The following is a 25,847-nucleotide window of genomic DNA, read 5'->3' as shown; positions in this document are numbered from 1 at the left end:
GTCAGTCCAATCTCAGTTCGGATACAAAATCATAAATATCAGAACGATAGAGGCCACTTGTAAACTCGATCGGGCGACCGGTGGTCAGGTATCCTGTCCGCTCGATCTTCAGCACTGCGGCCCCTTCGGGCAGGTGAAACATCTGGGCATCTGACGCTGACAGATTGGTCGCGGTCACCCGTTGGATGGCCCGGGTCGGGGCCTGACCAGTTTTGCGCAGCAGGGCATAAAGCGATACGTCGATCTGTTCGGGATGAGGCAGAATATCACCGGGCAGTGAAGACTGCTCCAGCGCCATCGGTGTGCCGCTGGCGCTGCGCAGACGCTCGATCCGGGCAACCCGATCATTGGATGACAGACCCAGCGACATCATCTCTTCACTGGTGGGGCGATACAGGCCAAGCGACAAGATCTCGCTGGTCGAGGTCATACCGCGCGCCTGCATGTTCTCGGTAAAGGACACCAGCGACGACAGCGATTGTTCCAGTTTCGGCGCAGCGGCGCGGACGAAAGACCCGGCGCCCTGCCTTTGGTCGATCAACCCATCGCTGACCAGCTCTGCGATGGCTTTGCGCACGGTAACGCGGCTGACCTCGGCGGCGTCGGCCAAGTCACGCTCGGCGGGCAGTTGATCATCCGGAGCGAGGTCACCCGACTGGATGGCCGACCGGATATGCCGGTGCAATTGCAGGTACCGCGGTCCACGGCCGGGGTGAAACCACGCGGCAGGGTTTAACCAATTTGGGTGCGTCGGCATAACATGTCCAATTTATTTGGTATTCAAAAGTAATACCAAAGTGATCTGAATTGCAATGCCCATTTTGTCATGATCAACTTTTAGACCAAATAAACAATTGGTAAATAAGAAAATAATAATCGAAACCAGAGTCTCGATCAAAGTGGTATTATAATGGTAGGCAAAGTTGCTGTGTTTTGGTATCAATTGGTATGCGCCTCGATTCGCTCGGGGTATCTGTGGGGGAAAATCAGTGACAGACGTGACGCAAGCAGTTGGACGGGCGGTCGAAGCCAATGGCCGCAAAGCCATATCCGAAAGCCTTTTCGCGTGGCTTCTTGTAGGACCGGCGATGATGTTCATCGCTGTTATCGTGGCCTGGCCGCTGGCTGAAACCATTCGGCTGTCCTTTATGGAGGCCGGGCTTGGCGGCGAGAAATTTGTCGGCATGGCCAACTACGAAGACCTTGCGGGCAGCCGAAAGTTCCATCAAACCATCGTGCGCACCTTCTATTGGATGTTTCTGTCCGTCGCGCTGAAATTGGTGCTGGGTCTGATCGGCGCGACGCTACTAAACGCCGCCGTGCCGGGTCGTGCGTTGTTTCGCGTTCTGGTCATGCCGCCTTGGGTGATCCCGATCGCGATCGGCTGTATCGGGTGGCTGTGGCTTTACAACGGGTATTTCGGCGTCTTGTCTGGCACGTTGATGCGTCTTGGCATCACCGATGCGCCGTTTGAATTCCTCGCCCAAAAACAATCGGCCTTCTATTCCGCGATTGCCACCGATGTCTGGGTCGGCGTGCCGATGGTCACATTGTTCTTTCTGGCCGCGATGCAAGGTGTCAGCCGCGATCTGTACGAAGCCGCTTGGGTCGACGGGGCAGGGCGCTGGTATCGGTTCCGCCGCATCACGATCCCGCAAATCATGCCGGTGATCGTGTCGATGTCGCTTCTGTCCGCCATTTTCACCTTCAACAGTTTCGAGATCATCTGGATCCTGACCGAAGGTGGCCCGCGCGGCGCGACAACCACCCTGATTGTGGACACCTATAAAACCGCCATCGGCAATTACAAATTCGGTGAAGGCTCCGCCCGTGCGGTGATCATCGTGCTGCTGCTTGGCCTGTTCTCACTCGCCTATCTGTTCTTCCTGAACAAGGTGAACAAGAAATACGGAGCGAAGTAAGATGATGGACCGCTACACCAAATTGCAGATCGTCGGGATCTATGCGTGCCTCGCTGTTTTCCTGACCTTCATCTTGTTGCCGTTCTTCGAGATGTTCATGGCGTCGCTGCGCCCGCTGGAGCATCTGTTTCGCAGCCCATATCAGTTCTGGTCGGACGACTTCAGCTTCGACGCCTACAGCCAGATGTGGGTCACGGTGCCGCTTTTGGGCCGCTATATTTTCAACTCGATCTATATCTCGTTCATGGTGACGGGGCTGACGATGATCTTCGTTGTGCCGGCTGCCTATGCCTATGCCCGGTTGGAGTTTCCGTTCAAAAACCTGTCGCTGGGCATCTTTCTGGGCGTCAACATGTTCACCGGCGCGGTGCTTTTGATCCCGCTTTATCGTGTTTTGCGGACGATGGGGCTCTTGAATACCTATTGGGCGATGATCGTACCGGGCGTGGCGTTTTTGATCCCGACCGGTATCTGGCTGCTGCGCTCTTATCTGGAAAAGATCCCGCGTGAGCTTGAGGAAGCCGCGTTCGTGGATGGTGCCTCGCGCCTTTATACCCTTCGCCGCGTGGTGTTGCCGCTGGCAACACCGGGGCTGATCGTGGTCGGCGTGGCCGTGTTTATCGGTGCTTACGCACAGCAATTCCTGTTCGCAATCACCTTCAACCAGACTCGCGAGCTGCAACCGCTGCCCGCAGGTCTTTACGAATTCATCGGCTATCAGTCGGTGACCTGGAACGAGATGATGGCCGCTGCCTTGGTGGGCGTGTTGCCCGTCATGGTCATCTTCCTGTTCTTGCAAAAATACCTTGTCGCAGGCCTGACGGCCGGTGCGGTCAAGGAATAATCCAACCAAGGGAGAGTCCAAAATGAATGTAACCAAACTGTCATTGGCAGCACTGCTGCTGTCAGGCTCGGCGATGAGCGCCTCGGCTGATACGGCTGAACTGCACTTTATCATGTGCGGCGGCGAAGTGCGCGAAGCGGATCAAAATACCGTGGACGAATTTGTCGCCAAGCACGAAGGCGTCACCGTCAATCTGGAAGCTGTGCCGTGGGGCACATGTCAGGACAAGTCGCTGACGCTGGCCGCGGCGGGTGATCCGCCCTCGATCGCATATATGGGCTCGCGCACCCTGCGCCAGATGGCCAACAATGACCTGATCGTTCCGGCCAATATCTCGGCCGATACGCCCTATCAAACGGGTGTTCTGAACACCGTCACCATCGAAGGGCAGGCTTGGGGCTATCCGCACGCGTTCTCGACCAAAGCGCTGTATATCAACTGTGACCTCGTCGAAGCGTCAGGTCAGGAATGCGTCGCACCCAAAACATGGGACGAGATGTATACCTTGGCCAAAGGTGTGGTCGACAATACCGATGCTGCTGGCGTTGGCCTTGCCGGTAAAGACTTCGACAACACGATGCACCAGTTCCTGAACTATCTGTATTCGAACGGCGGCGTCGTGATCGACTCAGCGACGGGCGAAAACAAGCTGGATAGCCAGCAGACCCGCGAAACGCTGGAGTTTTACGGCAAGCTTGTGGACGTCGCACAAGAAGGCCCGACGGCATGGGAACGCGACCAGCTGAAAGACCTGTTCAACGACGCCAAGATCGCCATGTATATCCAAGGCCCGTGGGGCTATGGCCAGCATAACGAAGACATCAACCAACTGGTGGCCCCGGTGCCTGCAGGCCCATCGGGCGTAAGCGGCACGATCCTGATCACCGACAGCATTGTGGTGTTCAAAGGCACAGGTCACGAAGAGCTGGCCCATGAGCTGGCGCAAATGATTACCTCGGGCGACAGCCAGTATGATCTGGACAGCAGCTGGGGACTGACACCGATTCTTGATTATGCGGCTCTGGGCAAATCGGATCTGTATTACGAAAGCGGTATCTGGCCGACATTTACGGCCTCAATCTCGACCGGTGGCCCAGAGCCGCTGGTCGAAGACTTCAAGTCGCTGCAATCCGTGTTCACCAACATGGTTCAAGGCATCATCCTGAAAGATGACACCGTGGACAATCTGGTGACCATCGCAGGTGAAGAGCTGGACGAAGCGCTTTAAGCCAATCCTCCCTGGTTTGGGCAGCGCCTGTCGTTGCCCAGACCGCCCTATAAGTTTCAACATAAGGATGCCCAGACCATGGCGACACTTGACCTGAATGCGATCAGCAAATCCTTTGGTTCCGCCAAAGTGCTGCACGACATCAGTCTTGCGATCGAGGACAAGGAATTTGTTGTGTTTGTAGGCCCGTCGGGCTGCGGTAAATCCACCCTTCTGCGCATCATCGCCGGGTTGGAGGAGGCCTCGTCCGGCCAGATCATCATTGGTGGGCAAGATGTAAGTGATGCCCATCCGGTCGACCGCGGTATCTCGATGGTGTTCCAGTCCTATGCGCTCTATCCGCACCTTAGTGTTTATGAAAACATTGCCTTCCCGCTGCGGGTTCAGAAGATGGATGCGGCAGAGTTGGACAGCCGGGTTCAAAAAGCCGCCGCGATCCTGCAGCTGACTGATAAGTTGCAGTTGAAGCCGGGGCAGTTGTCAGGCGGACAGCGCCAGCGCGTGGCCATAGGTCGTTCGATTGTGCGCAATCCGAAAGTATTCCTGTTCGACGAACCCTTGTCGAACCTCGACGCCGCCCTGCGCGGTGACATGCGGGTCGAGCTGAGCCAGTTGCACCGCGATCTGGACGCGACCATGGTCTATGTTACCCACGATCAGGTCGAGGCGATGACCATGGCCGACCGTATCGTCGTGCTGAACGGCGGTCGGGTGGAACAGTTTGGCACGCCGATGGAACTCTACCACCACCCCGCCACAAAATTTGTGGCCTCGTTCATCGGCCAGCCCAATATGAACCTGATCCCGGCCAGCGTTGCCGATGTGGATGGCAAAGGTGTCATGGTTGAACTGGATGGTGGCCACCGCATGGCGCTGCCAGTGGCCTCGTCCACCGTCAGCAAAGGCGACAAGGTCGAAGTCGGCATTCGCCCGGAACATGTCAATATGGGCGACAGCGGTCTGGACATCTCGGTCAACGTGCTGGAGCGTCTGGGCGGCACCTCGATCACCTATGGCACCATTGGAAATGGCACGCGGTTTTGCGCAGCCCTTCCCGGTGACGCAGCAATTGAGGAAGGCCGTAACCTGACCCTGAGCGTGGCCCCGGAAAACTGCCATGTCTTTGATGCCAATGGCGACGTGTTGCGCCGTCAGGCCGCACCGGAGATGGTTGCATGAAAGTTGTCACCGCTGGCGTGGGCCTGCGCGCAGGCCACGTCCTTTCCATTCTGAAAGAGACCATGCCAGAGGTCGAGTTTGTCGGTTATTTTGACCCGCAACCGTCCCATCTGGACATGATTGGCGCTGATATCCCCCGGTTTGACGACGTCGCGGGAATGCTCGCCGACACCAAGCCTGACTTGTTCTTCGTCGGCTCGCCCAATTGCTTTCACCTTGAGCATATCAAGCTGGGGCTGGAAGCGGGCGTGCGGATATTCACCGAAAAACCGGTGGTAACCACGCGCGCGGACACGTTCGAGCTGGCGCGCCTTCTGGCCAAATACGGCACCGATCAGGTGATGGTCGGGTTGGTGTTGCGCTATTCGCAACACATGGTCGATCTGCGCGCCGTGCTGGACCAGCTTGGTCCCATCACATCACTGGAAGCAAACGAACATATCCCACCCTATCATGGTGCGTTTTTCATGCGCGACTGGCGGCGCAAAAGCGTGTTGTCCGGTGGCTTCATGTTGGAAAAATGCTGCCACGATCTGGATATCTATAACATGGTAACCCACTCACGGCCCATGCAGGTGGCGAGCTTTGGCGGCAAGAAGTCTTTTGTCCCAGAGTTCGCGCCGACCTCCAATGTGGAAACCGAAATTTCGCAGCGTAAGACCAGCGTTTGGGAAAGCGCGCCCGACCCCTACAATTCGGACGGCGATATCATCGATTTCCAGACGGCGATCCTGAATTATGAAAGCGGGGCGTCGATGTCGTTCCACACCAACCTGAACGCGCCCGATGACCACCGGCGGTTTTGCGTGTTTGGGGCCCTCGGGATGGCCGAGGGCGATTTTGTGCGCGGCTATCTGAAAGCGACGGCGCGCGACGGGACCATCATCGCGGATCACGACTATACCAAGATGGACCAAAAACATGCCTCGGCGCATTACGGGGCAGATCACATGATGGTGGCCGATATCGTCGCCTTCCTGCGCGGCGAGACGGACAGCCTGCCTGTCGGTGTCGTCGATGCGCTTGAAGCCGGTCTGGCTGCAATGGCGCTGGACGAGGCACGGATGAGCGGTGGCGTGGTCGATCTGCGCAGCACCTGGGAAGAATTTGACAGTTTTGGACTACGTACATGAGCATTGAGACAAAAACCCACGGGCATCTGATGGCATCTGAAAGCGCCGAGGCGTTGGATGTGTTTTGCCGCGCCGCCACGCAAGAAGTTGACGCCGGCGGCTTGGCCAAGGCCAAGGTGATCTTCACCATTGCGCGCGGATCGTCGGACGCGGCGGCCAACATCCTGTCCTATGAAATGATGCGCGAGTTGTCGGTGCCGGTGACGTCGCTTCCGCCTTCGGTGTTTTCGCTGGGTAAGGGTGTCAGTATGGACGGCTTCGGCGCGCTTGTAATCAGCCAGTCGGGGGCCAGTGATGACCTGGTTCGGGCCGCCAAAGGTGCGCGCGCCAATGGGGCCAGCGTGGTTGCGATCACCAACCAGCCCGACAGCGCGGTCGAAGCCGTGTCGGAAATCACCGTGCCCATCGGGGCAGGGCCAGAACTGGCGGTTCCCGCGACAAAAACTGTTATTGGGTCGGTCGCCGCTGGCATGGCGCTGCTGGGTGGTATCGTGCCCGATTATGCCGCCAGAACTGCAGCATCTGTGGCCGGGTTGAAAGACACATCGACCACCCATCCGCGCGCCAAAGCGCTGCAAGCGGCCCTGTTGCGGGCGCGCAATGTCTATGTGATCGGACGCGATACCGGTCACGGTGCGGCGATCGAGGTGGCATTGAAGTTGAAGGAATGCTGTGCCTTGCATGCCGAGGCCTATTCGGCCTCCGAAGTGCTGCATGGCCCGTTGCAATTGGCGACCAACCCGTTGATGGTGCTGATCCTCGACACCGGATCCGATCATATTCAGGACAGTCTTGATCAGGCCGAAGCCCGGTTCAAAAGCGTCGGGTGCGACGTGCATCGTATCTCGCCTGCTGATATTGGCGTGTCTGACCTGATCCCGGCGGCCGCGGCAGCGGTTTTGCTGGGCGTGATGTACCCGATTATCCTGAACACAGCCCTTGCGCTGGGTCTGGACCCGGACGCCCCTGAAACCCTTACGAAAGTGACACAGACAACATGAGCACTGCACTGGAAAACTGGGCGACCTGGGCTGAAATCCACCGTCAGCCCGAGATCTGGACCGCGTGGGGCAAAGCACTGGACGTCGATGGATTGCGGGGTTGGTTGGGCAGTCTGAACCATGACGAGGTTTGGTTTTGCGGGGCGGGCACCTCGGCCTATATCGGTGACATCATCGCGGCGGGTGTGCCGGGGGTGCGTGCGGTGCCCAGCACGGATCTGGTGGCAACGCCAAAGTCGTTTTTAACGGGTGTAAAGCCGTTAGTGGTCAGCTTCGGTCGATCCGGCAACAGCACCGAAAGCATCGGCACATTGGACGCGCTGGATGCGCTGGCGCCCAACGCGCCGCGGTTGCATATTACCTGCAACAAGGATGGGGCTTTGGCGACGCGGCCGTCTCAAGGCCCGCAAAAAGTAATTGTATTGCCGGACGCCACGCATGATGCGGGATTTGCGATGACCAGCAGTTTTTCGACCATGCTTTTGACCGCGTTGGCGCTGTTTGATGCGCCGTGCGATGTGGCTGCGCGGATGGATGTTCTGGCGGGTCAGATGTCAACTCTGTTGCCTCAGTTGCGGGGCATGCCGCGTCCCGAACGCGCGGTCTATGTTGGCGCGGGTCCCTTGGCCTTTGCGGCGCGCGAGGCGGCGCTGAAGGTGATGGAATTGTCCGCCGGCCAGATCCCGGCCCTTTGGGACAGCACATTGGGGTTTCGCCATGGTCCGAAATCTTTCGTCACCGATGGCACAGCGATCACGGTGTTCACCAGTCCTGATGCGCCAACAAAAAACTATGACGCTGACCTTGTGGCCGAGCTTCGGGCGCAGTTTCCGAATGCGCGTGTCACCTCGGTCGGGCCGGGCGGCGATGTTGACGTCCCGATGCCTTTTGGCGCCACTTGGGCCGCGCCGCTTTGCGTCGCGCTGGCGCAGGTGACGGGGGTTGAATGGGCCAATGCGCTTGGGCTGAATGTGGATGATCCGTTTTCGGGGCAGGGCACGCTCAGCCGCGTTGTGTCCGGGGTGAAGCTCTATCCGGTGGCGTCATGATTGCAACCGGCATTGACCTTGGCGGCACCAAGATCGAGGTGCAATTGTTTGGCGACGACTGGAGCGTCGCGCATCGCCATCGCGTGTCGACGCCGACCGAATATGAACCGCTTGTTAGAGCCATAGCCGACCAAATTCGCTGGGCCGATGACCTAGCAGGCGGGGCCGTTCCCGTGGGCGTCGGTGCCGCCGGGCTTCTGAACCCGGCGACGGGGCTTGCTCTGACGGCAAATCTTCCGGCGTCCGGCAAACCGTTTCAGCGCGATATCGAGGCTGCGATCGGGCGTCCGATCACCTATGTGAACGATTGTCGCGCCATGGCCTTGTCCGAGGCGATCTTTGGCGTCGGGCAGGGGCAGCGCACGGTTGTTGCCCTGATCCTTGGCACTGGCATTGGTGGCGGGATCGCCGTGGATGGCTCTATCCTGCAAGGCCCGACCATGACCGGGGGCGAGTTCGGCCACACCGCCGCCCCTGCGCATCTGGTTGCCAAATACGATCTACCGGTCGTCACTTGCGGTTGCGGTCGGCAGGGCTGTGTCGAGACTTATATTGCGGGGCCGGGGATGTGCCGTCTGGCCAAAGCACTGACCGGTGAGGATATCGATCCGCCCCAGATTGCGGCCCGTCGCACCGGCGATATGGCGCAGGTCTGGTCGGTCTGGTGCGAGATGACGGCCGAGCTGTTGCACACGATCACTATGACCGTTGATCCCAATCTGATCATTCTGGGTGGCGGTCTTAGCCAGATTGACGGCGTGGTTGAAGACCTGACTGCCGCTGCGCTGCGGGTTCAGATTGGCGATTTTGGATCCGCGAAACTGGTTTTGGCGGAAGGCGGCGACAGCAGCGGTGCGCGCGGCGCGGCCTATGCCGCGTGGCAGACCCAAGGCGCGCAACATGGATGATACGCTTCGCCATATCATCGCCCGCAACCGGGCAGGCGCTCGGGCCGCGATCCCGTCTGTGTGCTCGGCGCAACCGGATGTGTTGCGGGCGTCTCTGATGCAGGCGCAGACCCTTGATCGCCCCTTGGTGGTCGAGGCGACCAGCAATCAGGTCAACCAGGATGGCGGCTATACCGGTATCACGCCGGATGGGTTCATCGGCTATGTCCATGGCATAGCGGATGCGGCCAGCGTGGATCGGGACCGCATTATCTTTGGCGGTGATCACCTTGGTCCGCAGGCATGGCGGTCAATGCCCGCAGACGCCGCGATGGACAAGGCCCGCGTGCTGGTGCGCGACTATGTCAAAGCCGGGTTTCGCAAGATCCATCTGGATTGCTCAGAAGGGTGCGCGGGTGAGCCTGCGCAACTGGATGATGGGCAAACAGCTGCACGGTCCGCTGATCTGGCACGCGTTTGTGTTGACGCCTGCGAGGGGGATACCGCTGGGTTGCTTTTTGTCGTTGGCACTGAAGTGCCGCCGCCGGGTGGCGCACGCGCGGACGAGGATGAGGATATCCCACCAACCGACCCGGCTGCGGCCAAGGCTACGCTGGCTGCGCATGGCGACAGCTTTGGCGATATGTCCCTGATGATCGGTGGTCTGGTCGTGCAACCGGGTGTGGAGTTCAGCCCCACCGACGTGCAACAAATGCCGCTGGACCGGGACCCCGGGCTGCTGACCGCGCTGGACGGCTGGCCCGGTGTCTGCCTTGAGGCGCATTCGACAGACTATCAGCACCCCGCCGTTTTCCCGCGTCTGGCGGAACTGGGGTTTGCCTTTCAGAAAATCGGACCCGCGCTGACCTTCGCCTATCGACAGGCGCTCTATGCGCTGGACCAGATCAGCGCCACACCCGGTGCGCTGCAGGCGGTGATGGAACAGGTGATGACCGCGAACCCCGCCAACTGGAAGGGGCATTATCACGGCGACGACGTGGCGCTTCGCCACCAGCGACATTTTGGGCTCGCAGATCGGATCCGGTATTACTGGCCCAACCCGAAAGCGCAGGCCGCAGTTGCCGCGGTGCGGGACGGGTTTCACCGCCCGATCCCGGACGCTGACCTGCAAAAAGTGTTCAGCGAAGACGTGCTTGCCCGAGCCGAGGTGCTGTCTGGCGATCAGGTGCAGCGACTAATAGACGCGCAAATACAACTTGCGCTCGACCCTTATTTCTTTGATGAGGCGGCATGATGGACCAATGGATCACCCCCGACCGCCTGTTTGATGGCCGCGATTTGTATACCGGCAAGGCGTTGCGGATCAGCGACGGCCGCGTTGTCGACATGGCGGATGCGCCGAAGGATGCCATTGCGGTCTCTGGGCTGCTCACCCCCGGTTTTGTTGATTTGCAGGTCAATGGCGGGGGCGGGGTGCAATTGAACTCGACCCCGACGGTGGACGGGATGCAGACCATTGCGGATGCGCATCGACGTTTTGGCACCGTGGCGGTCCTGCCCACGGTGATCACCGACCTGCCGGATGTGACCGACCGCGCCGCTGATGCCGCAATTGCTGCAAAAGGGCAGCGGGGCATTATCGGGCTGCATATCGAAGGGCCACATATCGCGATGGCGCGACGTGGCACGCATTCGCCAGACCTTGTGCGTCCACTGGATGCGCGCACCATGAACACCGTGGCGCGTCTGCGCGAAGCGGGTGTATCAGTCATGACGACACTGGCCCCAGAGGCCGCGTCACTGGACCAGATTGAACAACTGGTAAAACTGGGCGCTGTGGTTTCGCTAGGTCATACAGATGCCACGGCAGAGATGATGGTTGCAGCCTTCAAGGCGGGCGCGAACTGTGCCACCCATCTGTTCAACGCCATGTCCCCGATGGTGGGGCGCGAACCCGGCGCTGTCGGCGCCGTGATCAATTCGACCTGCTATAGCGGCATTATCTGCGACGGACATCACGTGGCGGACGAGATGGTCGGGCTGGCCATTCGCGCGCGCCCCGTGCCGGACCGGATGTTTTTGGTCTCTGACGCGATGGCGACCGTCGGTGGCCCGGCCCATTTTAACCTTTACGGTCAAGACATCACGTTGAAAGACGGCCGCCTGATCAATGCAGAAGGCAGTCTGGCGGGGGCGCATGTCACGCAAGCTGAAGGCGTGAAGCGGCTGGTTGATCGCACCGGCACATCGTTGACCGAAGCGCTGCGGATGGCCACATCGGTCCCCGCTGAGTGCATTGGGCATCCTGACATTGGACGTCTGGACGGGCGTTTGGCCGAGGATCTGATCCTGTTGGATCACGACCTGTTGGTGACCACAGACCTTGCCACGCTTCTTAACGAACCTGACGGCGCGCTGGCCGCAGGGTAATTTTCTTAAGAAAACAGAAACAATACCGGCTTATCGGCAAGATTTCGCACGTTTTCGAAAATATTTTTCCACCAAAGTGATCCACTTTTCGACCGCCCCCGTATCCCTACTACAACATCATGTTGGTACTCAGAAAAGGATACACCATGCTTCGCAGAACCTTCATTTCGATCACCACAGCCGCACTTTTGGCAACGCCAGCGTTTGCTGACAACCACTCAAAAGACATCGTCGACACCGCTGTTGAAGCGGGCAGCTTCTCGACACTCGTGGCCGCAGTTGGGGCCGCTGGTCTTGTTGACACGCTGAAAGGCGAAGGTCCGTTTACCGTTTTCGCGCCGACAGATGAAGCGTTTGCAGCCCTGCCAGAAGGCACGGTCGAAACCCTTCTGATGCCCGAAAACAAGGATCAACTGACAGCGATCCTGACCTACCATGTTATGCCAGGCAAAGTGATGTCGGCTGACATTGCAGGCAAGAGCATGGAAGTCGGCACCGTCAATGGCGCGATGGCCATGGTTGATGCCACTGACGGCGTGAAAATCGACGGTGCAAACGTCGTTCAGGCAGACATCGAGGCCTCGAACGGTGTGATCCACGTGATCGACGCAGTCATCATGCCGAAATAAGCCAATTGGCTTATCAGAGGCGCCCGGCAGCTGACCCCTAGCTGCCGGGCTTTTTCTTTTTAATGTCCAGACGCGCCGACCAAAACCGCATCGAGCCGTAAAAACTTCCGCGCGCCCCAAAAATTCCGATGACCTGATCCCGGCGCGCTAAACACCTGCACGAGGCGTTTTGATAACGTCACAACGCGTGGAAACTCTTAAAAAATTGATTTCCTACAGATGTTCACTCTAAGCTGAGCCATGGTCGAAGCGTGCGACACGAAGATCGCAACTCGCCAGACTGGGAGGGACGGGATGGATCCAATTGTCTTTTCACTGGAGATGGGTGTCGTTTGCGCGATGCTGGCCTTCACTGTGTTTCTGTTCGTATCCGAGATTGTCCGAATAGACCTTGCCGCGATCCTGATCCTCGTCATTCTTGGTATCCTGAGCTACATCCCCGCCATGTCCAATCTGGCCGAGGTGAACCATCTATTTGACGGGTTTGCCTCGAACGCGGTGATTTCGATCATCGCGGTGATGATCGTTGGCGCCGGATTGGATAAGACCGGGCTAATGAACAAGGTGGCCGCAACGATCATGAAACGCGGCGGCGCAACCGAAGCCCGCATCCAACCGATCGTGGCGGGCACGGTCGGCGTGATTTCAAGCTTCATGCAAAACGTCGGGGCGGCTGCGCTGTTTTTGCCCGTGATCAGCCGGATATCAACACGGTCCGGTATTCCGCTGAACCGTTTGGCGATGCCGATGGGGTTCTGCGCGATCTTGGGCGGCACGATGACAATGGTTGGCTCTTCACCGCTGATTTTGCTGAATGACCTGATCGACACGGCAAATAACAGTTTGCCGGATGCTCAGCGAATGGAGGCGTTTGGTCTGTTCGCAGTAACGCCCATCGGGGCCGTTCTGATCCTGAGCGGGATTCTGTACTTCTTGTTGTTGGGGCGCTGGGTGCTTCCCGAAGGTGGCTCTGCAAGCAGCGCCTCGGTCGGGCAGGGCATGTCCGCCTACCTGAAACGGGTCTATGGCATCAGGGCCAATGTCTACGAGATAGACGTGCCCGCGAACAGCCCGCTTGTGGGGCAAATCCTTGCCGATGTGAACCTTGAGAACAACCTTTACATCATCTCAACCTTCTATCGCGGCAAGACGTCGATGGTGCAGGTGTTGACCGCTGAAATTGCGGCGCCGTGTCGGCTGGCCATCATTGGCAAAAAGACGGTGGTCGAGGCATTTGCGAAGAAGTACGGGTTGTCGATCTTCCCCGAGCTTGAAGTCTTCGTTGAAGAATTCGCCGCGACCAACGCAGGCATCGCCGAAATCGTCATCCCGCCGGAAAGCAGCCTGATTGGCAAAACGCCACGAGAGCTTGTTTTGCGGAAGAACTATGGCCTGTCCCTTCTGGCCATTCACCGGGGCGAAGAAACCCTGAGCCATGTGGAGACTGAAGAACACAAGCCCACAGCGATTGGTTTGGTCGAGTTTCAGGTTGGTGACATGCTGGTCGCACACACCCGCTGGGACAACCTGACCCAGCTGAAAGACAATCGTGATTTCGTCATCATCACTTCGGATTTCCCCCAAGAAGAACTGCGCCCGCATAAAGTGGGCTGGGCGCTTCTGTTCTTTGCCATTTCGATCTCGATGATCCTGTTTACAGACATCCGCCTGTCGCTGTGCCTGCTAACTGGCGCTGTTGGTATGCTTCTGGCCCGCGTCATCTCGATCGACGAGGCGTATCAGGCGGTGGGCTGGAACACGGTCTTTCTGTTAGCCAGCCTGATCCCCTTGGGTCAAGCAGTGCAGAACACGGGCACGGCCGAGTGGATTGCCCAGCAAATCCTGACGCTTCTGGATGGTTGGCCGCTTTGGGCGTTGCAGACCGGCATTGCCATTCTGTCGACCGCCTTTTCGTTGGTCATGTCAAATGTGGGGGCGACCGTGCTGCTTGTGCCATTGGCCGTGTCGATCGCGGTGGCCGCAGGTGGCGATCCGGCGCTGTTTGCGCTGACCGTCGCGATCTCGACCTCAAATTCCTTTATCATCCCGACCCATCAGGTCAATGCGCTGATCATGGGTCCCGCGGGATACAAAGTGAAAGACTTCGTCAAAAGCGGGGGGATCATGACCGTGATCTTCCTTGTGGTATCGCTTGTGATGCTGAACATCGTCTTCTAAGCGCCCGCTATTTGCCCTTCCAAACCGGGTCGCGTTTTTCGGCAAACGCGCGCGCTCCTTCCAGCTGGTCATCGGAGCGATAGAGCGTTTCAACCGTTTCAAACTGGCTTTTGGTGATCCGGTTCATCGCGTCCTGAAACTTCATATCCTCAGCTTCGCGCACGATCTCTTTGATCGCAGCATAGACCAGAGGCGGACCAAAAGCGAGCAAAGCCGCCATCTTGCGTGCCTCAGACATCAGATCTGCAGCTGGATGAACTTGGTTCACCATGCCCCAGCGCGCGGCTTCGTCAACATCAAGCCAACGCCCAGTAAACAGCATCTCCATCGCGATGTGATAGGGGATGCGCTTGGGCAGTTTGACCGACGCCGCATCGGCGACAGTGCCAGACCGGATTTCCGGCAAGGCAAAACTGGCGTGATCCGCTGCAAGGATAATGTCGGCGGACAAGGCCAGTTCCAACCCGCCACCACAGCAAATGCCGTTCACGGCGGCGATAACCGGCTTGTTCAGCCCGCGCAGTTCCTGCAGCCCACCGAATCCGCCCAGTCCGTAGTCGCCATCGACGGCGTCCCCCTCTGCTGCGGCCTTCAAATCCCAACCGGGGCAAAAAAACTTGTCACCAGCGCCAGTGATGATCGCCACCCGTAAATCCGGGTCGTCGCGAAATCCCGTAAACACCTCGCCCATGATGCGGCTGGTGGCCAAATCAATTGCGTTCGCCTTCGGGCGATCCAAAGTGACCTCCAATACATGTCCGTCACGCTGGGTTTTGATAGGGCTGTCAGTCATTTAAATATCTCCAATCCGGATCAGGGCATCTGCGGCCACGGCACCGTCAGGCGTGACGATAAGGGGGTTTATTTCGATCTCTGCAGCGGGTGCATCCATCACATGGGCCTGCACCGCCATCACGGTGTCAAGCACTGCATCCATGTTGCAAGCAGGGGCACCGCGATACCCCGTCAAAAGCGGCGCGATCTTCAGGCGCATCAGGGCTGCATGAATATCTGTGCGTTGAGCAGGCACCAATAGCGATTGGCTGTCACTCATGAGTTCCGTCAGGATGCCGCCTGCAGCGACCGTCAGCACATAACCATGTGCCGGGTCATGGGTCACGCCAATCAGCAACTCCGCGATGCCGCCTGTCACCATTTCTTCGACCAGAAAACTGTCGCTACCCATGGTCTGCGCGGCCTTAAGAACCGCATCCTCACTGGTGAGATTCAGTTTGACCGCCCCAGCCTCGCTTTTATGGGCGATGCCTTCACCTTTCAGCACAACTGGAAAGCCGATTTCCAATGCCCGGCGCGCTGCCTCCGCCGGGGTTTGCGCCCGGTGCGCTTGTGGAATGCGGACGCCGTGGTGGGCCAATGCTTCCTTTGCCTCAGCTTCGCTCAGCGTGCCTGCGCCGATCGGTTCGGCCTGAAACAGGGGCTCCGGGACTGGCTGGTTCTGGCCGAGCAAAGCAGCCACTTCGATCGCGTCCAGGGCATGATCTAAACCGGAAAACGGCACAATGCCCATTCCAACAAGGCGCTCCGCGACCTCTTCCGGCATGGTTTCTGGCAGAGAGGCAAGGATCCCCATCGGAACGCCGCTGGTATCACGGGCGCTTTCAACCGCGTCGATCACAAGATCCCAGGCTTCGGCGGTGCAGCGATCTGGGCGGGGGAAGTCCAGAACGACAAATCCAAACCCCAGATCCGCGCACATCATCGCTGTGAACGTCTCGGTCATCGCCTGCCGATCGCCCCAGATATAAGTATGATAATCCAATGGGTTGGCGAGGGCGACCATCGGGCCAAGCGCCTTACGTAGTGACGTCCGCTGCGTGGGGTCAAGCGCTGGGAGTGTTACGCCCTTCCCATGCGCCGTATCGGCAACAAGGCTTGCCTCCCCACCGGAACAAGACATTGACGCGATCCGGTCCGAGGCCAGCGGGCCGGCAACATGAAGCAGCTTCAGACTTTCTAGCAGCGCAGGAAGCGAGTCAACTTGTCCGATGCCAAGCCGAGACAGCAAGGCGCGTGCCCCTGCGTCGCTGCCTGCGAGCGACGCTGTGTGAGAGATCGTGGCGGTTTGCGCGTGGTCGGACTTGCCGACTTTCAACGCGACAATCGGCTTTCCTAGCGCCCGTGCTCGCGCGGCCAGTGCTTCCAGAGCGCGGATGTTGCCGATGCCCTCGATATGAAGCCCCAACGCGCTTACCCGAGGGTCGTCCAAAAGGGCAATTCCGATCTCTGCCAACCCGGTCTGCGCCTGATTGCCCGCTGTGACCACGTAAGCGATTGGCAACCCGCGCTTTTGCATCGTCAGATTGATCGCAATATTGGAACTTTGGGTAATCAGCGCGACGCCGGTCTGACGCGGCACGCCACCGTGTTGGTCAGGCCACAAAGCCGCACCGTCGAGATAGTTTAAAAACCCATAACAGTTTGGACCAATGATCGGCATATCAGCGGCCGCTCGAAGCAACGCCGCCTCCAGGCTGCTGCCGTCCGCGCTTTCGGCGGTTGCTTCGGCAAAACCGGATGCAAAACAGATCGCACCGCCAGCGCCACGGGCAGACAGGGCCGCAACCACTTCCAGTGTCGTATGACGGTTTACGCCAATAAAACAGGCATCTGGCGCGTCGGGCAGGGTATCAATCGACGCAAACGCGGGCAGTCCGTTCACATTGCCCCGTGTGGGATGAACGGGCCAGATATCCCCCTGAAAGCCGATTTTGCGGCACTGATCGATCACGTTTGTGCACCACGCGCCACCACCTATGATAGCGAGTGATCGTGGCTGGAGCAGGCGGGCGAGGTCACGCGGCATGGGACCAGACCCCCGGGTACAAGGTGCCAAGAATGGGAGTCTGAAAAAAGGGGCGCTGCCCCTCTTGGCCGATGGCCAATTCACCCCGGGATATTTCTGGCCAGAAGAAGCAACGATTTGTTAACCAAATTCGATCAGAACTTAGGGGCGGAACAGGCGGGGACGCCGATGGCCGCGCCAGAAGAAGCACGATCAGGTGTTTCAACACGCAGGAGGGTCGAGACGATCCTCCTGCGTTTCTTCTGGCCCAAAATATCCTCGCCGAAGGCATGAAGTCTCTATGCTCCCAAGGGGCGGAACAGATCGCGACTGATGATGTGGCGTTGAATCTCTGATGTACCATCCCAGATGCGTTCAACACGGGCATCGCGCCAGAACCGTTCGATCGGAAAGTCGTTCATCAAACCCATGCCACCAAAGATCTGCAGCGTCGTGTCGGTGACGCGGGCGAGCATTTCAGAGGCGTAGAGCTTGGCAGACGCGATCTCGCGGTTTGCGGGCAGATCCTGATCCAGCCGCCACGCGCCAGAAAGGGTGAGCCAGTCGGCGGCGTCGATTTCGGTGATCATGTCGGCGACCTGAAAACTGACGCCCTGGAACTTGGCGATGGGCTGGCCAAATTGTTTGCGCTCAGCCGCGTAGTCCAGCGCCATGTCAAAACAGCGCCGTGCACGGCCAACGCAAAAGGCGGCGACGGTCAGGCGGGTGGCATAGAGCCATTCGTTCATCACGGCAAAACCGCCATCAACTTCGCCCAGAACTTGCGCGTCGGGCAGGCGACAGTTGTCGAAATCGAGCACGTAGTTCTTGTAGCCTTTGTGGCTGACCGAGGCATACCCCTCGCGCACCTCAAAGCCCGGTGTGCCGCGATCGACAAGGAAGCAGGTGATCCTCTTTTTTGGCCCCTTGGGCGTATCATCGACACCTGTTGCGACAAAAACGATAAAGAAGTCAGCGTGTTCCGCGCCAGAGATGAAGTGTTTTGAGCCGTTAACGACCCAATCGCCACCGTCACGCACCGCCGAACATTTCATGCCCCGTACGTCCGAGCCGGCATCTGGTTCGGTCATCGCAAGCGCATCCATCCGCTCACCGCGAACCGCGGGCAGAAGGTAACGCTCGCGTTGATCTGCGTCACAGGCCATCAGGATGTTCTGGGGCCGTCCGAAGAAATGCGTCAGCGCCATGGAGCCGCGCCCCAGTTCACGTTCGACCAGTGTAAAATCGAGGTGGGACAGGCCTGCACCGCCAACTTCTTCTGGGAAGTTACAGGCGTAGAAGCCCAGATCGACGCATTTTTGTTTGATCTGCTGTCCCAGTTCATGGGGAACTTGCCCGGTCCGCTCGACCATGTCTTCGTGGGGGTGAATCTCGTTCTCGACAAAGCTGCGCACCGTAGAGACGATCATTTCTTGTTCTTCAGACAGGCCGAAATGCATCAGGCGTCTCCTTTGGCATGCAGGGCGGCCAGCGCCTCGACTTTCGCTTCCACGTTCGCACGGGGCGGGCAGGACTTCCGGGTTTTTAAGTCCACGTGCAGCAGGAACTGGTCGCAGGTAGCCAGAAGCCCATCATCCGATGTGCGTTTCATCTCGTGCCACAGGCGCAGCTTCTTGCCCTCGCCGAGCGTGACGGTCGTCTCCACATAAACCGCTTCTCCCGCGTGGCATTCATCAATGTATTTGATGTTGGTTTCGGCCGTGAAATAACTGAGTCCCGAAGCGATATAGTCTGGGTCAGCGCCCACATGGATCATGATGCGGTCGGCGGCGTCCGAGAAGACTTGCCCATAGCGCCCTTCGTTCATGTGGCCGTTATAGTCGGTCCAGTCGATGGGCACGTCACGCGCGACGGTGCGCATCGGGGTCTGATCCGTCATGGCAGGCCAGAGACCGGTTTCATGGTCGCGGATCACCCGACCTGCGCCAGACCCGTCACCGCGTGCTTTCAGCGCGCGCAGCATTGACACGAGGTTGTCGTCGCGTAGGCGTTCCAGCTCTCGGATCGACATATGGCCGGATTGCGCATCGGATTGTCCAGCAATCAAATCCACCAGCTCGTCGGTGAACTCCGGAACGTCCATGAGCTTGGTCCAAGGCCATGACAAGCAGGGGCCAAACTGGGCCATGAAGTGTTTCATACCCGCTTCGCCGCCAGCCACGCGGTAGGTTTCAAACAGGCCCATTTGCGCCCAGCGAAGGCCGAAGCCCATGCGGATGGCCTCGTCGATCTCTTCTGTGGTAGCGATGCCGTCTTTGACCAACCACAGCGCTTCGCGCCAAACGGCTTCAAGGAAACGGTCAGCGATATGGGCGTCGATTTCCTTGCGGACCTTCAAAGGGAACATGCCGATGCCGCTGAGGATGTCGGCTGCGCGCGCGCAAGTATCTGCGTCGCCGACCAGTTCGATCAGCGGCAGAAGGTAGACCGGATTGAACGGATGCGCGACAATAGCGTTTGCACCTTTTTCGTTTAGTTCCGAAGGCTTGAAGCCCGATGTTGACGAGCCGATGATGGCGTTTTCCGGTGCAAACACCATGAGGTCGGCAAACACTTTGTGTTTTAACTCCAACTGCTCAGGCACGCTTTCCTGCACCCAATTTGCACCTGCGACAGCCTCGGCGAGATCAGTGTGATAGATCAATTTGCCCTCAGGCGGCAGCGCGGTTTCGTAAAGCCCGGGAAGCGCGCGGCGAGCATTGGCCAGCACTTCGCTGATCTTGCGCTCGGCCTCGGGGTCGGGGTCGAAAACCGCCACGTCCCATCCGTTCAGAAGGAAGCGCGCGGCCCATCCGCCGCCGATTACGCCACCGCCAATGATTGCTGCTTTCATCGTCATTTTCGTCTACCCAACCAAGCTTTCAGTATGTCCATCCACGGCCAAAGCCTGACCCGAGATTTTGCGACTGGCATCAGATGCCAGAAACAGCGCCGTGTCGGCCAGATCATCCGCCGTGACCCATGTTTTCATCGCGATGCCTTTGACATAGCGCTGGCGCATCTCTTCGGGATCCAGCCCATGCGCCTTTGCCTCCCGCTCGATCACGCGCTCCATGCGTGGCCCTTCGACCGCACCGGGGCAAAGCGCATTCACGCGGACACCGTAGGGCCCCAGTTCAGACGCCAGCGTTTTCATGAGCCCGATCACGCCCCATTTCGCGGTCGCATAGGGCGAACGCATCGGATAGCCCCAAAGCCCCGCGGTGGAGGAGGTCAACAGCATGCTGCCGCTGCCTTGTGCCTTCATGTGGCGCGCAGCCCAGCCGCAGGCCAGAAACGCGCCGTCTAAGTTGGCCGAGATGCAGGCGCGCCAATCATCAAGTGACAAATCCTCGATCGCGCCAGCCGGGCCGCCTGTGCCCGCATTAGCGCAGAGCATGTCGACGCCGCCCCAGTCGCGGTCCAACCGGTCAAACAGGACCTGCATTTCATCAGGTTGGGTCACATTGGCGGCGACGGCGATGACACTGGGCAGGGTGCTTGCCGTGGCGGTCAGCGCGTCTGAATCGATGTCGCAGATTGCGACCTTCGCGCCTTCGGCGTGAAACCGACGGGCAAAACAGGCCCCAATGCCGCTGCCACCTGCCGTGATCAGGACGCGTTTGCCCGCAAGACTGTTCATGCAGGGGCTCGTTTGGTCAGGCCGAGCTTCTTGCGCACAGCGTCCGGGCCGATGACCCGCGCGCCCATCGCTTCGATAATGCCACGGGCCCGTGTCACAAGTTGTTCGTTGGTGGCCAACTCACCTTTGCCAAGCCACAGGTTGTCCTCCAGCCCCACGCGCACGTTGCCGCCCGCCAAAATGGCGGCAGCGACATAGGCCATCTGATTGCGGCCCAATCCGAATGCCGAGAAGGTCCAATCGTCCGGCACATTGTTAACCATCGCCATGAACGTGTTCAGGTCATCCGGCGCGCCCCACGGCACACCCATGCACAGTTGCACAAGGGCGGGGCCTTCCAGAACGCCTTCCTTGACCAGTTCCTTGGCGAACCAAAGGTGGCCGGTATCAAAGGCTTCGATCTCGGGCTTCACGCCCAAATCCGTCATCATTTGCCCCATGGCGCGCAACATGCCTGGGGTGTTGGTCATCACGTAATCGGCTTCGGCGAAGTTCATCGTGCCGCAATCCAGCGTACAGATTTCGGGCAGACAGTCGGCGATATGAGCCACGCGTTCGGCGGCACCGACCATATCCGTGCCCGCGGCGTTCACCGGGAAGGGCGCTTCGGTCGGGCCGAAGGTGATGTCGCCACCCATGCCCGCGGTCAGGTTCAGAACCACGTCCACATCGGCGTCGCGAATACGCTCGGTCACTTCGCGGTAATATTTCAGGTCGCGCGACGGGGTGCCGGTTTCCGGGTCGCGCACATGGCAATGCACAACGGCTGCTCCCGCTTTGGCAGCAGCAATCGCGCTGTCGGCGATCTGTTTTGGGCTGCGCGGCACATGGGGGGAGCGATCCTGCGTCGATCCCGAGCCAGTAACCGCACAGGTGATGAAGACCTCGTTGTTCATGGTAAGGGGCATCGGTTCCTCCCTGAGATGCGCAATTTCACCCGTTTATCATGTGCGGGATTGACCAGCGTGATGTGCAGTTTTAGACAAAACTATGCAGAATTGGTCAAAATCAAGCACGAGGACACGCAAGGTCGGCTTTCTGTTGTTCGACCGCTTTTCGAACCTGGCATTGGCGAACCTGCTGGAGCCTTTGCGCGCCGCCAATACGCTGCTGGGCCGGCAAGCCTATGACTGGCGCATCTTCACGCCGGATGGCGCTGCCGCCCACACCTCCAGTGGGTTGCCCGTTATGCCGACGGCGTCACTGGCCGACGCCGGGGTGGGGGACGCGCTTTTTGTGGTGGCAAGCTATGATTACCTGGCGCATGCAAAGCCGGCGATCTTGGCGAAACTGCGTGTTCTTGCACGACAGTTTCGGGTTGTGATCGGGGTGGATGCCGGCAGTTGGTTGTTGGCGTCTGCCGGTTTGCTGGACGGGCACCGGGCCACCATCCATTTCGATCTGCTTGATGAGTTCGCCGAACGGTTTGCTGCGGTGGATGTCGAACGTGCCAGATGGGTGCGTGATGGCCCACGTGTGTCTTGCAGCGGCGGTATGGCTGCGTTCGAATTGGCGTGCGAGTTGATCGGAGAAGAGCACGGCGCCGCGTTGCTGCTTGGGCTGACCCAGATGTTCATGTCTGAAAGCGCGACCATGTCTCACCCTTTGGCGCGGGTGCGGGGTGATCGCCGGGTAGAGGCCTGCCTGCGCGAGATGGAGGCGAATATCGAGGCCCCATTATCGATCCCGGAGCTGGCGCGCCGATCAGCCTGTCGGCAACGCGATCTGGAGCAGCGGTTTGAGACACATTTCGGCGCGCCACCGCAGAAAGTCTATCGGCGTGTGCGGCTGAATTCAGCGCGCCGGATGTTGGCGGCGGGCGGGCTGTCGATTGCTGAGGTCGCCGTTCGGGCCGGTTATTCGGATGCCAGCGCCTTCAGCCGCGCTTTCCGAGTGGAATTTGGCCTGACGCCGCGCGCTATCGCACGTGGAGCGCCGGTCAGGGCAGAGGCTCGACGCCGATGACAGGGCCGTGCAGGGTCAGCAGCAGCGCATAGACAAGGATGCCAATCGCAACGCGCAAAAGCCCACCGCGCGTCACAATGATCTCACGCCGGGTGTCCGTCAGTGCGGCCCATTGATCAGCGCCCAGAAGGCGGATTTGCCGCCGGTCGATGATCCACATGCCCAAAAGCGCAAAGCCCCCGAACACCACGAACAAGATCACATGCGCGAGGTTTCCGTTGGGGATCATGTGCCCGAACGCCCAAAGAAACAGCGCCACCAGCAACGGGTGACGTATCCAACCGATCAGGCCGGGGTGGCTGGGGTCAAAGCGGTCGTTGTTCGCGCCGCCGAAGGACAGGGGGTTGGGGCGACCGATGGCCAATGCTGCGATCAGGCAAACCAGAAACATAACGGTCAATGTGAGGTGGTTTTGCCACGGCGCCCAATCCCAAAGTCCGACGAATGGCGCGCGTCCTGCCGCGACAATCACCCAAGCCAGCACAGCCGTGGATAATGTCGAATAGGCGATGGTAAAACCTCGCCCGCCGAGCACCCGAACCAGACGCGATTTCACCGCCGGTCGCACCGGGATGGAATGCGTCAGGAAGAACGCGATGAATGCCAGACCATATTCGACCCATCCGGTCATCGTTGTCTCCGATCTCGGCTATTTGCCTGTGAGGTCTCGCTACTGATTGTCTGAGCGCGCCAGAAAATGTGCGCAGCCGGACAGCGCGGCATAATCATCCTCGACCAACCTGACTGAAAACGCGTTCAGGAAGTCGCCAAACCGCCCCTTGTCGGTCAGGGCCGTATCAAATCCGCAGCGCTCAAACCATGGGGCGACGGCACGGGACATGCCGCCGACAAGGTAAATGCCGCCAAAAGGTAAAAGCGTCAGGGCAAGATCACCGGTTACGTTGCCCAAGGCGGTGACAAAGGCTCCAATCGCGCGCACTGCGACCGGGTCTTCGGCCGCAGCGGCGGCAAAAACCTCGGCGGTTGTTGCTGTCTTGGCATCGCCAGCTTCGCTTGACGCCCATGCATAGCACCGTTCAAGCCCGCGCCCTGACAGGACGTCTTCGACGGCGACATGGCCCAATTTCTGTTCAAGGAACTGGGACAATGCCAATTGTTCGTCCCCGCGTGCGGCGAAGGTCAGGTGCCCGGCTTCGGACGGGGGCACAAACCGCCCTTTGGCGGTCTGAAACACCGGCGCGCAGTTGAACCCTGTGCCCACGCCGATGACCAGCATGGCGGCGTTGGGGTTCTCGTCTTCGCCCAGTTTCAGGGTGCTCAGATCGGTGTCGGCAATATGCCCCAACGCATGGCCCTGCGCTTGCAGGTCATTCAAGACCGCACCGCGCTTTGCGCCCGAGACGTCGGCCAGCGTGGTTTTGTCGATCTCCCAATTCAGGTTGGTCAGGCGACCCGCGCCATCCTTGACCGGTCCCGCAATGGCGACAGCGGCCCGTTTGCAATTGGGGCTGTGCTGCCCCTGAAGATAGGCCGCGAGCAACTGTGGCAGGCCATCATAGTCGGTATTTCGATGCTTGATGATGCTGTCCGGCAGAAGGTCTGTCCCGATGGCCAGAGCGACACGGGTATTGGTGCCGCCAACATCGGCGACAAGCGAATATGTGGTCATGGGCGAGACAGGGCCTTTCTGAGTGCGTGATAGGACGCTTTCGGCGTGCGGTTCAGCGTTTCGAAATCGACATGGACCAGCCCAAAGCGCGGCGCATAGCCCAAAGCCCATTCATAATTGTCCAGAAGCGACCACGTAAAGTAGCCTTTTACCGGAAGTCCCTCTGCTATGGCCTTTTTGACGACCTTCAAATGCTCTGCCAGGAAAGCCGTGCGGTCTGGGTCATGTGTGGGGGCGGCGTCACGTTCTACAAGTCCGGCCATCCCGTTTTCGGTCACATAGATTGGCAACTCGCCTGTATAGTCGCGCGCCACCATCTTCAGGAAATGCGAAAGGCCGTCCGGGTAGACTTCCCAGCCCATCGCGGTTTTCGGCAAGGGGCCTTCGTGCTCGGATGTTGCGGGCCAAGGGGCGGGCGCATCGTGCGCCGTGGCGGCGGGGCCATAGAGTTTGCGGGTGTAGTAATTCACGCCGATCCAGTCGATCGGTGCGGTGATGGTGGGAAAGTCATCCTGCCAACCACGGGGCAGATGCGGTTCGATCCCTTCCAGCACCTCGTCAGGATACGCGCCCTTGGTGATGCCAGAGATGAAGAACCGGTTATAGATCGCGTCTTGCACACGGGCGGCGCGCAAGGCCTCGGGCGTGTCATCGACGGGGGCTGCGAACTCCATGTTGCAAACGGCTCCCAGGTTCGACATGCCAAGTCCACGCATCACTTCGGTCGCGCGTCCATGCGCGAGCAGAACATGGTGCATCGCGCGCGCGGTGGCGCGGATGTCGCGCAGTCCGGGGGCATGGTGGCCTTCGAAATGGCTGAGCCACGAAACACACCAAGGCTCGTTAATCGGGGCAGCCGACCACAGGCGATCCCCGATCCGCCCCATGATCACTTCGGTGAAATCGGCAAACCAACCCGCAATGTCGCGATTGCGCCAGCCCCCCAAATCCGCCAGCGGCGAGGGCAGTTCCCAATGGTAAAGCGTCGCCGCCGGCTTGATGCCGCGCTCCAACATGCCATCCACAAGCCGGTCATAGAAATCCAGACCTGCCGTGTTTGGCGTGCCGCGCCCATCGGGCAGTACCCGCGCCCACGAGGTCGAGAAGCGATAGACATCGAACCCTGCGTCGCGCACGAGATCCAGATCTTCGGCCCACCGGGTCAGGTGATCGCAGGCCCGTGCGCCCGTTTCGGCACCAGCTACGTTGCCGGGGGTTTCGGCGAAATCATCCCAATGGGTGCGCCCGGCACCGCCATTGGCATGGCCTTCGATCTGATAGGCGGACGTCGCCGCGCCAAACAGGAAATCATATGGAAATTCAGTGCGATGTGGCAGCATCGTAATCTATCTCTTTGCGCTGGTA

23 protein-coding genes are annotated in these 25,847 nt (G+C 59.3%); 13 read left to right on the top strand and 10 right to left on the bottom strand.

Features of this window, described 5'->3' with window-relative positions:
* Position 1: 1 nt before the first annotated feature.
* A complete protein-coding gene (locus K3556_RS09550) occupies positions 2–757 on the bottom strand; it encodes a GntR family transcriptional regulator (RefSeq protein WP_260516569.1) in 756 nt (251 codons plus the stop codon).
* 232 nt (positions 758–989) lie between these two features.
* Here K3556_RS09550 and K3556_RS09545 point away from each other — a divergent pair, with 232 nt between their 5' ends.
* The 12 genes from K3556_RS09545 (at position 990) to K3556_RS09490 (ending at position 14,441) form a co-directional block, all read left to right on the top strand.
* Positions 990–1,922, top strand: coding sequence for a carbohydrate ABC transporter permease (locus tag K3556_RS09545; RefSeq protein ID WP_260516568.1), 933 nt, complete (start codon positions 990–992; stop codon positions 1,920–1,922).
* Position 1,923: 1 nt separating this feature from the next.
* Positions 1,924–2,766, top strand: a complete 843-nt coding sequence (locus tag K3556_RS09540; protein ID WP_260516567.1) for a carbohydrate ABC transporter permease — start codon at positions 1,924–1,926, stop codon at positions 2,764–2,766.
* Positions 2,767–2,788: 22 nt separating this feature from the next.
* Complete coding sequence (locus tag K3556_RS09535) at positions 2,789–3,994, top strand: ABC transporter substrate-binding protein (protein ID WP_260516566.1); 1,206 nt, start codon at positions 2,789–2,791, stop codon at positions 3,992–3,994.
* A gap of 78 nt (positions 3,995–4,072) precedes the next feature.
* Complete coding sequence (locus tag K3556_RS09530) at positions 4,073–5,173, top strand: ABC transporter ATP-binding protein (protein ID WP_260516565.1); 1,101 nt, start codon at positions 4,073–4,075, stop codon at positions 5,171–5,173.
* Complete coding sequence (locus K3556_RS09525; protein WP_260516564.1) at positions 5,170–6,306, top strand: Gfo/Idh/MocA family protein; 1,137 nt, start codon at positions 5,170–5,172, stop codon at positions 6,304–6,306. The genes K3556_RS09530 and K3556_RS09525 overlap by 4 nt, the downstream gene beginning before the upstream one ends.
* Entirely contained in the window at positions 6,303–7,307 is a 1,005-nt protein-coding gene (locus K3556_RS09520) for an SIS domain-containing protein (RefSeq protein WP_260516563.1), read from the top strand. The genes K3556_RS09525 and K3556_RS09520 overlap by 4 nt, the downstream gene beginning before the upstream one ends.
* A complete protein-coding gene (locus K3556_RS09515) occupies positions 7,304–8,356 on the top strand; it encodes an SIS domain-containing protein (protein ID WP_260516562.1) in 1,053 nt (350 codons plus the stop codon). Before K3556_RS09520 ends, K3556_RS09515 begins: the two co-directional genes overlap by 4 nt.
* Positions 8,353–9,264: an ROK family protein gene (locus tag K3556_RS09510; protein WP_260516561.1), complete on the top strand. Its 912-nt coding sequence runs from the start codon at positions 8,353–8,355 to the stop codon at positions 9,262–9,264. The genes K3556_RS09515 and K3556_RS09510 overlap by 4 nt, the downstream gene beginning before the upstream one ends.
* Positions 9,257–10,498, top strand: coding sequence for a class II D-tagatose-bisphosphate aldolase, non-catalytic subunit (locus K3556_RS09505; RefSeq protein ID WP_260516560.1), 1,242 nt, complete (start codon positions 9,257–9,259; stop codon positions 10,496–10,498). Before K3556_RS09510 ends, K3556_RS09505 begins: the two co-directional genes overlap by 8 nt.
* Entirely contained in the window at positions 10,495–11,634 is a 1,140-nt protein-coding gene (gene nagA, locus K3556_RS09500; protein ID WP_260516559.1) for an N-acetylglucosamine-6-phosphate deacetylase, read from the top strand. Before K3556_RS09505 ends, nagA begins: the two co-directional genes overlap by 4 nt.
* Before the next feature lie 146 nt (positions 11,635–11,780).
* Positions 11,781–12,263: a fasciclin domain-containing protein gene (locus K3556_RS09495; protein ID WP_260516558.1), complete on the top strand. Its 483-nt coding sequence runs from the start codon at positions 11,781–11,783 to the stop codon at positions 12,261–12,263.
* A gap of 294 nt (positions 12,264–12,557) precedes the next feature.
* Positions 12,558–14,441: an SLC13 family permease gene (locus K3556_RS09490; protein WP_260516557.1), complete on the top strand. Its 1,884-nt coding sequence runs from the start codon at positions 12,558–12,560 to the stop codon at positions 14,439–14,441.
* A 7-nt stretch (positions 14,442–14,448) separates the two neighbouring features.
* Here K3556_RS09490 and K3556_RS09485 read toward each other — a convergent pair whose 3' ends face one another.
* The 6 genes from K3556_RS09485 to K3556_RS09460 all read right to left on the bottom strand — a co-directional run bounded on the left by K3556_RS09485 (position 14,449) and on the right by K3556_RS09460 (position 21,795).
* Entirely contained in the window at positions 14,449–15,234 is a 786-nt protein-coding gene (locus tag K3556_RS09485) for a carnitinyl-CoA dehydratase (RefSeq protein WP_260516556.1), read from the bottom strand.
* A complete protein-coding gene (locus K3556_RS09480; protein ID WP_260516555.1) occupies positions 15,235–17,265 on the bottom strand; it encodes an acetate--CoA ligase family protein in 2,031 nt (676 codons plus the stop codon).
* A 278-nt stretch (positions 17,266–17,543) separates the two neighbouring features.
* Positions 17,544–18,704: an acyl-CoA dehydrogenase family protein gene (locus K3556_RS09475; protein ID WP_260516554.1), complete on the bottom strand. Its 1,161-nt coding sequence runs from the start codon at positions 18,702–18,704 to the stop codon at positions 17,544–17,546.
* On the bottom strand, positions 18,704–20,104 hold the full coding sequence (locus K3556_RS09470; RefSeq protein ID WP_260516553.1) for a carnitine 3-dehydrogenase: 1,401 nt from the start codon (positions 20,102–20,104) through the stop codon (positions 18,704–18,706). Before K3556_RS09470 ends, K3556_RS09475 begins: the two co-directional genes overlap by 1 nt.
* A gap of 6 nt (positions 20,105–20,110) precedes the next feature.
* Entirely contained in the window at positions 20,111–20,887 is a 777-nt protein-coding gene (locus K3556_RS09465) for an SDR family oxidoreductase (protein WP_260516552.1), read from the bottom strand.
* A complete protein-coding gene (locus tag K3556_RS09460; RefSeq protein ID WP_260516551.1) occupies positions 20,884–21,795 on the bottom strand; it encodes a 3-keto-5-aminohexanoate cleavage protein in 912 nt (303 codons plus the stop codon). Before K3556_RS09460 ends, K3556_RS09465 begins: the two co-directional genes overlap by 4 nt.
* Positions 21,796–21,877: 82 nt before the next feature.
* Here K3556_RS09460 and K3556_RS09455 point away from each other — a divergent pair, with 82 nt between their 5' ends.
* Positions 21,878–22,852 carry a GlxA family transcriptional regulator gene (locus K3556_RS09455; protein ID WP_260516550.1) on the top strand — a complete coding sequence of 325 codons (975 nt, stop codon included), beginning with the start codon at positions 21,878–21,880 and terminating at the stop codon, positions 22,850–22,852.
* Here the strand turns inward: K3556_RS09455 and K3556_RS09450 are convergent.
* The 3 genes from K3556_RS09450 to K3556_RS09440 are packed head-to-tail and all read right to left on the bottom strand — an operon-like array spanning position 22,827 to position 25,822.
* Positions 22,827–23,483, bottom strand: a complete 657-nt coding sequence (locus tag K3556_RS09450) for an NnrU family protein (protein WP_260516549.1) — start codon at positions 23,481–23,483, stop codon at positions 22,827–22,829. The genes K3556_RS09455 and K3556_RS09450 overlap by 26 nt on opposite strands.
* Before the next feature lie 39 nt (positions 23,484–23,522).
* Entirely contained in the window at positions 23,523–24,482 is a 960-nt protein-coding gene (locus tag K3556_RS09445) for a glucokinase (protein WP_260516548.1), read from the bottom strand.
* Positions 24,479–25,822, bottom strand: a complete 1,344-nt coding sequence (locus K3556_RS09440; protein WP_260516547.1) for a GH1 family beta-glucosidase — start codon at positions 25,820–25,822, stop codon at positions 24,479–24,481. The genes K3556_RS09445 and K3556_RS09440 overlap by 4 nt, the downstream gene beginning before the upstream one ends.
* Positions 25,823–25,847 lie beyond the last annotated feature (25 nt).

This window comes from Aliiroseovarius sp. M344 (assembly GCF_025140835.1).
Classification (GTDB): Bacteria; Pseudomonadota; Alphaproteobacteria; order Rhodobacterales; family Rhodobacteraceae; genus Aliiroseovarius.
This window is presented reverse-complemented; position numbering and strand designations above follow the sequence as displayed.

Coding starts and splice junctions, on each gene's coding strand:
- K3556_RS09475 (WP_260516554.1), bottom strand. CDS start 18,704: ATGCATTTCGGCCTGTCTGAAGAACAAGAAATGATCGTCTCTACGGTG.
- K3556_RS09495 (WP_260516558.1), top strand. CDS start 11,781: ATGCTTCGCAGAACCTTCATTTCGATCACCACAGCCGCACTTTTGGCA.
- K3556_RS09515 (WP_260516562.1), top strand. CDS start 7,304: ATGAGCACTGCACTGGAAAACTGGGCGACCTGGGCTGAAATCCACCGT.
- K3556_RS09510 (WP_260516561.1), top strand. CDS start 8,353: ATGATTGCAACCGGCATTGACCTTGGCGGCACCAAGATCGAGGTGCAA.
- K3556_RS09440 (WP_260516547.1), bottom strand. CDS start 25,822: ATGCTGCCACATCGCACTGAATTTCCATATGATTTCCTGTTTGGCGCG.
- K3556_RS09530 (WP_260516565.1), top strand. CDS start 4,073: ATGGCGACACTTGACCTGAATGCGATCAGCAAATCCTTTGGTTCCGCC.
- K3556_RS09550 (WP_260516569.1), bottom strand. CDS start 757: ATGCCGACGCACCCAAATTGGTTAAACCCTGCCGCGTGGTTTCACCCC.
- K3556_RS09535 (WP_260516566.1), top strand. CDS start 2,789: ATGAATGTAACCAAACTGTCATTGGCAGCACTGCTGCTGTCAGGCTCG.
- K3556_RS09505 (WP_260516560.1), top strand. CDS start 9,257: ATGGATGATACGCTTCGCCATATCATCGCCCGCAACCGGGCAGGCGCT.
- K3556_RS09525 (WP_260516564.1), top strand. CDS start 5,170: ATGAAAGTTGTCACCGCTGGCGTGGGCCTGCGCGCAGGCCACGTCCTT.
- K3556_RS09480 (WP_260516555.1), bottom strand. CDS start 17,265: ATGCCGCGTGACCTCGCCCGCCTGCTCCAGCCACGATCACTCGCTATC.
- K3556_RS09465 (WP_260516552.1), bottom strand. CDS start 20,887: ATGAACAGTCTTGCGGGCAAACGCGTCCTGATCACGGCAGGTGGCAGC.
- K3556_RS09470 (WP_260516553.1), bottom strand. CDS start 20,104: ATGACGATGAAAGCAGCAATCATTGGCGGTGGCGTAATCGGCGGCGGA.
- K3556_RS09540 (WP_260516567.1), top strand. CDS start 1,924: ATGATGGACCGCTACACCAAATTGCAGATCGTCGGGATCTATGCGTGC.
- K3556_RS09450 (WP_260516549.1), bottom strand. CDS start 23,483: ATGACCGGATGGGTCGAATATGGTCTGGCATTCATCGCGTTCTTCCTG.
- nagA (WP_260516559.1), top strand. CDS start 10,495: ATGATGGACCAATGGATCACCCCCGACCGCCTGTTTGATGGCCGCGAT.
- K3556_RS09485 (WP_260516556.1), bottom strand. CDS start 15,234: ATGACTGACAGCCCTATCAAAACCCAGCGTGACGGACATGTATTGGAG.
- K3556_RS09490 (WP_260516557.1), top strand. CDS start 12,558: ATGGATCCAATTGTCTTTTCACTGGAGATGGGTGTCGTTTGCGCGATG.
- K3556_RS09445 (WP_260516548.1), bottom strand. CDS start 24,482: ATGACCACATATTCGCTTGTCGCCGATGTTGGCGGCACCAATACCCGT.
- K3556_RS09520 (WP_260516563.1), top strand. CDS start 6,303: ATGAGCATTGAGACAAAAACCCACGGGCATCTGATGGCATCTGAAAGC.
- K3556_RS09460 (WP_260516551.1), bottom strand. CDS start 21,795: ATGCCCCTTACCATGAACAACGAGGTCTTCATCACCTGTGCGGTTACT.
- K3556_RS09455 (WP_260516550.1), top strand. CDS start 21,878: ATGCAGAATTGGTCAAAATCAAGCACGAGGACACGCAAGGTCGGCTTT.